Here is a 6982-nt window from a genome sequence, read left to right on the forward strand (position 1 = left end):
AGCGCTTTTTATCCCCTCTTTTTAAGAAGTTTTAAGAAAAATTCAAAGCGCACAATTTAACCATAAAAATGTAATTGCATGATTATTAGGATTAATTTATCCGGCATTCATGTCCAGAAACAGATTCATTGATCTATAACAGCGGATTGTTCAAAGTTTGGCCTTTCATCTCGCGTAAAAAATGCGTAATATACGCCGCCTTGCAGTCACAGTATGGTCATTTCTTCACTCATGCAAATCGGACAATATCAGCTTCGAAACCGGTTAATCGCCGCACCAATGGCGGGGATAACAGACCGACCATTCAGAACGCTGTGTTACGAAATGGGTGCCGGACTTACCGTCTCCGAGATGATGTCTTCTAACCCGGAAGTCTGGGCAAGTGACAAGTCACGGTTACGTATGGTTCATGTTGATGAACCCGGCATTCGTACCGTACAGATTGCCGGCAGTGTGCCTGATGAAATGGCAGAGGCCGCACGCATTAACGTGCAAAATGGTGCCCAGATTATTGATATCAATATGGGGTGCCCGGCTAAAAAAGTGAATCGTAAACTTGCAGGCTCAGCACTACTGCAGTATCCGGTGTTGGTTAAAAGTATCCTGTCCGCAGTGGTTAATGCGGTCGAGGTGCCTGTAACGTTAAAGATTCGCACTGGGTGGGATAAAGACCACCAGAACTGTGTAGAGATTGCCCAACTGGCTGAGCAATGTGGTATTCAGGCTCTGACGATACATGGACGCACGCGCGCCTGCAGGTTTGAAGGCGAAGCAGAATACGACAATATTCGGCTGGTTAAGCAGACAGTTTCCATTCCCGTTATCGCGAATGGTGACATAACAAACCCGCTTAAAGCCAGAGCGGTTCTGGACTATACAGGGGCTGATGCCTTGATGATAGGCCGGGCTGCTCAGGGAAGACCCTGGATCTTTCGGGAAATCCAGCATTATCTGGACACTGGAGAGTTGCTTGCGCCACTGCCTCTGGCTGAGGTAAAGCGCTTGTTGTGCGAGCATGTTCGGGCGTTACACGGCTTTTATGGCCATGTGAAAGGTTACCGAATTGCACGTAAGCACGTGTCCTGGTATCTCCAGGAACACGCTCCAAATGACCAGTTTCGGCGCACATTCAACGCCATAGAGGATGCCAGCGAACAGCTGGAGGCGTTGGAGGCATACTTCGAAAATTTTGCGTAAACAGAAATAAAGAGCTGACAGAACTATGTTCGAACAACGCGTAAATTCTGACGTACTGACCGTTTCTACCGTTAACTCTCAGGATCAGGTAACCCAAAAACCCCTGCGTGACTCGGTTAAACAGGCACTGAAGAACTATTTTGCTCAACTGAATGGTCAGGATGTTAATGACCTGTATGAGCTGGTACTGGCTGAAGTTGAACAGCCATTGTTGGACATGGTGATGCAATACACCCGTGGTAATCAGACCCGTGCGGCACTGATGATGGGTATCAACCGCGGCACCCTGCGTAAAAAACTGAAAAAATATGGCATGAACTGATTTTAATCAGTTAATCCGTTGTTTTAAAAGGTACTACCCTTCACAGGGTGGTACCTTTTTATTTGTAAATCTTCCCCTTCGCAAGATAACCTGACAGCTGCTTTCCCTCCTTCAGATAATTAGCCACATATTAACAATGGTTATTTACCTTAGTCACTCTCTCAAATACATTCCCACCAGGTAATACATTCGGTATACGTAAGATTTATTAGCCACCTGAATCACTATTTATTTATATAAATGCCAGATAACTCTTAACAGCACCCCATCCACTCCTGTAGGACAAACTATAAAAATAGGCTGACGAAACAGCAGGACTTATGATGATGCAACTGTTGCAGCCCATGAGTACACGGCACACAAGTGTGGCAAAGGTAACTCTGCATTAAGGAAGTGCATTTTTTATCATCAGATGTTTATATGGATGCAACAAACCTTCAGCTAATTCACTAATAATAGAATATTAAGTTACCTTCTCTTACACGGAGCAGATAAGTAACCATATAACGTAGTGTTTATTAATATTAATCCTCAGCAAAAATTCATTTCATTAGCAGTTGTTTCGCCGCGTTAATTTCATCACATCAATGAAACTTTTTTGCGCCATTATGTGGCGTAAGTTTCATTTTTGCACCATGACAGGGCGTTGCTTTATGAATTTCGTGTCTACACTCAACGCAGGGTGATTGCTTTGTCACATTTTGAATAGTTTAAAACCTGGCATCACCTTTGCTTTATTAAGTTCGGCAATCGCCACAGACAGGATGATGGCATCAATATGGATGCCACTTTTTATAACGATAATTTAGCCACACAGGATCCACTATGAAAAAATTGACGTTAGCCACTCTGGTAGCAGCAGGAGCGCTGTTTGGTATCGCCAACCAGGCACATGCAGGGTCAACCCTGGATGCCGTTAAAAAGAAAGGATTCGTACAGTGCGGTATCAGTGATGGCTTACCGGGCTTTTCATACGCTGATGCAAGCGGCAAGTTCACGGGTATTGATGTGGACGTTTGCCGTGGTATTGCTGCTGCCGTATTCGGCGACGCTTCAAAAGTTAAATATACTCCACTCACAGCGAAAGAACGTTTTACTGCTTTGCAATCTGGCGAAGTAGACCTGCTTTCACGTAATACCACCTGGACCTCTTCCCGCGATGGTGGCATGGGGATGGTTTTTGCCGGTGTTAACTATTATGACGGCATTGGCTTCCTCACACACTCTAAAGCCGGATTAAAAAGCGCGAAAGAACTCGACGGTGCAACCGTCTGTATTCAGGCCGGGACCGATACAGAGCTTAACGTTGCTGACTATTTCAAAGCCAACAACATGAAATACACACCAGTAACATTTGACCGTTCTGATGAATCAGCAAAAGCGCTTGAATCTGGCCGCTGCGATACGCTGGCTTCTGACCAGTCACAGCTTTATGCGTTGCGCATTAAGCTGAGCAACCCAGGCGAATGGATTGTTCTGCCTGAAGTTATCTCTAAAGAGCCGCTGGGGCCGGTTGTGCGTCGTGGTGATGATGACTGGTTTGCCATCGTTCGCTGGACACTGTTTGCCATGCTGGACGCAGAAGAAATGGGTATCAGTTCCAAAAACGTTGATGAAAAAGCAGCGCATCCTTCTACACCGGATATGGCACACCTGTTAGGTGCTGAAGGTGACTTTGGTAAAGACCTGAAGCTCGACAACAAATGGGCATTCAATATCGTTAAACAGGTCGGTAACTACGGTGAAGTTTTTGATCGCAACGTCGGTGAAGGTAGCCCACTGAAAATCAAACGTGGTCTCAACAACCTCTGGAACAATGGCGGTATCCAGTACGCCCCGCCAGTACGTTAATTTTTTGCAGTAATGGGCACTACATTTGTAGTGCCCTCACGTCTGTCGCATTGTATTACTGAGGTTCGTTTATGTCTCATCGCCGCCTTAAAACGAAAGGAGAACTCTCCTTTTCTAACCCTGCGGTGCGTGCCTGGCTGTACCAGATTATCGCAATTGTTCTGGTAGCAACGGCCGCAATTTATCTGATACACAACACCATCACAAACCTGAACAACCGCGGAATCACTTCCGGATTTGCTTTTCTGGACAGAAGCGCCGGGTTCGGTATTGTCCAGCATCTTATTGATTATGAACAGGGAGATACCTACGGCAGAGTCTTTGTCGTTGGGTTGCTCAACACACTGCTGGTTTCCGCGCTGTGTATTATTTTTGCTTCTTTTCTGGGTTTTTTCCTTGGACTTGCCCGTCTTTCAGACAACTGGTTGTTACGGAAGATCTCGACGATATATATCGAAACCTTCCGCAATATTCCGCCACTGCTACAAATTTTCTTCTGGTACTTCGCGGTATTGCGTAATTTGCCGGGGCCTCGCCAGGCGCTTGATCTGTTTGATCTGGTGTTCTTAAGCAACCGCGGTCTTTACCTGCCCTCCCCGATTATTGGGGAAGGTCTTATCGCCACAGGGCTGGCGATACTGGTCGCGCTGGTTGTCAGTTATGGGTTGTACCGGTTTAATCACACACACCAAATCAAAACAGGGCAACTTCGCCGCACCTGGCCTGTAGCTCTTGTGTTGATACTGGGTTTACCGTTATTAACTCACCTGATCTTTGGTGCTGCAATTCACTGGGATATTCCTGCATTGCGGGGATTCAATTTCCGCGGAGGGATGGTTTTAATCCCTGAACTGGCGGCACTTACTCTGGCTTTATCCGTCTATACATCAGCATTTATTGCGGAAATCATTCGCTCGGGTATCCAGTCGGTTCCGTTTGGCCAGCATGAAGCAGCCCGCAGCCTGGGTTTACCCAACCCAATAACCCTGCGCCAGGTCATTATTCCTCAGGCGTTGCGCGTCATTATCCCGCCACTGACCAGCCAGTACCTGAATATAGTGAAAAACTCCTCACTGGCAGCTGCGATTGGTTATCCGGACATGGTATCGCTTTTTGCCGGAACTGTACTCAACCAGACCGGGCAGGCTATCGAGACTATTGCTATCACCATGTCGGTTTATTTGATTATCAGCCTGAGCATTTCGTTGTTGATGAATATTTATAACCGCCGCATTGCCCTGGTGGAACGTTAAGGACGCATGATGAGTAAAGCTATTTTATCAAAAGACACTCGTCCTGATGCTTCCAGGTCCGGACGAACACTACTGTGGATGCGTAAGAATCTGTTTTCATCCTGGAGTAATAGCCTGCTGACAGTTATCTGCCTGTGGTTAATGTGGCAGTTAATTCCACCACTGCTCAACTGGGCTATTTTTCACGCTAACTGGGCAGGTTCAACACGTAGTGACTGTACTAAAGACGGTGCCTGTTGGGTGTTCATCCATGCCCGCTTCGGGCAGTTTATGTATGGGCTCTATCCGCATGAACAGCGCTGGCGTATTAATACGGCATTGATTATTGGCCTGTTGAGTATTCTTCCGATGTTTTGGAAAAACATGCCGCAACGGGGCCGCTACATCACCGGATGGGTAATCGTTTATCCAGTCGTCGTGTGGTGGTTAATGTACGGCGGTTTCTTCGGGCTTAGCCGCGTGGAAACACGCCAGTGGGGCGGACTGACACTGACTTTGATTATCGCCTCTATTGGTATTGCCGGTGCATTGCCTCTGGGGATTCTTCTTGCGTTGGGACGCCGTTCGCGCATGCCTGTAGTCAGAATTCTGTCTGTTGTTTTTATTGAATTCTGGCGTGGTGTGCCGCTCATTACTGTTCTGTTTATGTCTTCAGTAATGCTGCCGCTTTTTATGTCGGAAGGGACAACGATAGATAAATTAATCAGGGCGTTAGTAGGTGTGGTTCTTTTCCAGTCGTCCTATGTTGCAGAAGTAGTCAGAGGCGGTTTACAAGCTTTGCCAAAAGGGCAATACGAAGCTGCAGAATCCCTGGCGCTGGGATACTGGAAAACCCATATTTTAGTCATTCTTCCACAAGCTTTAAAACTGGTGATCCCAGGGCTGGTCAACACGATCATTGCATTATTCAAAGACACCAGCCTGGTCATCATTATAGGCCTGTTCGATTTGTTCAGTAGCGTTCAGCAAGCCACCGTTGACCCGGCATGGCTTGGGATGTCAACCGAAGGCTATGTCTTCGCCGCAATGGTCTACTGGATCTTCTGTTTCAGCATGTCGCGCTATAGCCAGTATCTGGAAAAGCGCTTCCATACCGGGCGCACACCGCACTAAGGAAAATCATGAGTCAAATTACTATTCAACCTGCCGATGCGATGATTACGCTGGAAGATGTTAACAAGTGGTACGGTCAGTTTCATGTATTGAAAGATATTAACCTTAACGTCCAGCAAGGCGAGCGCATTGTACTGTGTGGTCCTTCAGGCTCAGGGAAATCAACAACGATTCGTTGTATCAATCACCTGGAAGAACATCAGCAAGGGCGCATTGTTGTTGATGGCATTGAGCTTAATGATGACATCCGCAATATTGAACGGGTCCGTAACGAGGTTGGAATGGTATTCCAGCACTTCAACTTATTCCCGCATCTTACCGTCTTGCAGAACTGTACTCTCGCCCCGATTTGGGTGAAAAAAATGCCCAAGCGTGAAGCTGAAGCACTGGCCATGCATTACCTGGAACGTGTACGTATTGCAGAACATGCTAATAAATTCCCCGGTCAAATATCCGGAGGCCAGCAACAGCGCGTCGCTATTGCCCGGTCGTTGTGTATGAAGCCTAAAATAATGCTGTTTGATGAGCCAACCTCAGCGCTGGATCCTGAAATGGTTAAAGAGGTGCTGGATACCATGATTGGCCTGGCTGAGGACGGAATGACGATGCTCTGTGTGACCCATGAAATGGGATTTGCCCGTACAGTTGCTAATCGCGTTATTTTCATGGACAGAGGCGAAATTGTAGAAGAAGCACCACCTGATGAATTCTTCTCTAACCCGCGCTCCGAGCGTACCCGGGCATTCCTTTCCCAGGTTATTCATTAAAATATCCGTATTGCGTTTGCTGATGTCCTGTCTTGTGACAGGGCATTTTTTTATCCGCCTAAACGGGTAAGCAAAACTGGCAAGAAGAATAAGTATCAGCGGTTCTGGCAGTGCAGCACAGGTTTACGGATGTGCCGTCTCTGCCAGCGCAGAGCCCGGTGGGGTATAAACCAAAAACCGGGCACGGTGGCCGGGATCACCTGACGGGAACGGTCCCCGGGTGTGAAACTGCAGGTAAGTGGCTGAACGGCCTGAAATACAAAAGCAAAAAACCCCCAGCTTTCGCTGAGGGTTCTTCTTAATTGAAGCCTGGCAGTTCCCTACTCTCGCATGGGGAGACCCCACACTACCATCGGCGCTACGGCGTTTCACTTCTGAGTTCGGCATGGGGTCAGGTGGGACCACCGCGCTCTTGCCGCCAGGCATATTCTGTTTTATTCACCGCCTCACGGCCATGAACATTATCCGTTAACAAGCTA

The 6982-nt window shown here is 47.4% G+C and carries 6 protein-coding genes and 1 rRNA gene; 6 read left to right on the forward strand and 1 reads right to left on the reverse strand.

Translation table 11 applies throughout. From position 1 onward, the window contains the following. Positions 1-231: 231 nt before the first annotated feature. The 6 genes from dusB to DT73_RS05435 all read left to right on the forward strand — a co-directional run bounded on the left by dusB (position 232) and on the right by DT73_RS05435 (position 6503). A complete protein-coding gene (dusB, locus tag DT73_RS05410; protein ID WP_036105067.1) occupies positions 232-1197 on the forward strand; it encodes a tRNA dihydrouridine synthase DusB in 966 nt (321 codons plus the stop codon). A 25-nt stretch (positions 1198-1222) separates the two neighbouring features. After that, entirely contained in the window at positions 1223-1519 is a 297-nt protein-coding gene (gene fis, locus DT73_RS05415; RefSeq protein WP_000462905.1) for a DNA-binding transcriptional regulator Fis, read from the forward strand. Between the two features lie 825 nt (positions 1520-2344). After that, positions 2345-3370 carry an amino acid ABC transporter substrate-binding protein gene (locus DT73_RS05420; protein WP_036105075.1) on the forward strand — a complete coding sequence of 342 codons (1026 nt, stop codon included), beginning with the start codon at positions 2345-2347 and terminating at the stop codon, positions 3368-3370. A gap of 71 nt (positions 3371-3441) precedes the next feature. Further along, a complete protein-coding gene (locus DT73_RS05425) occupies positions 3442-4623 on the forward strand; it encodes an amino acid ABC transporter permease (RefSeq protein ID WP_036105079.1) in 1182 nt (393 codons plus the stop codon). 9 nt (positions 4624-4632) lie between these two features. Further along, the gene (locus DT73_RS05430; RefSeq protein WP_036105081.1) at positions 4633-5736 is read left to right on the forward strand and encodes an amino acid ABC transporter permease; all 1104 of its coding nucleotides are present in this window, start codon (positions 4633-4635) and stop codon (positions 5734-5736) included. A gap of 8 nt (positions 5737-5744) precedes the next feature. Continuing rightward, positions 5745-6503, forward strand: coding sequence for an amino acid ABC transporter ATP-binding protein (locus DT73_RS05435; protein WP_036105083.1), 759 nt, complete (start codon positions 5745-5747; stop codon positions 6501-6503). 307 nt (positions 6504-6810) lie between these two features. Here DT73_RS05435 and rrf read toward each other — a convergent pair. After that, positions 6811-6926 (reverse strand): 5S ribosomal RNA (rrf, locus tag DT73_RS05440). Positions 6927-6982: the final 56 nt, after the last annotated feature.

Source organism: Mangrovibacter sp. MFB070, from assembly GCF_000705335.1.
GTDB lineage: Bacteria > Pseudomonadota > Gammaproteobacteria > Enterobacterales > Enterobacteriaceae > Mangrovibacter > Mangrovibacter plantisponsor.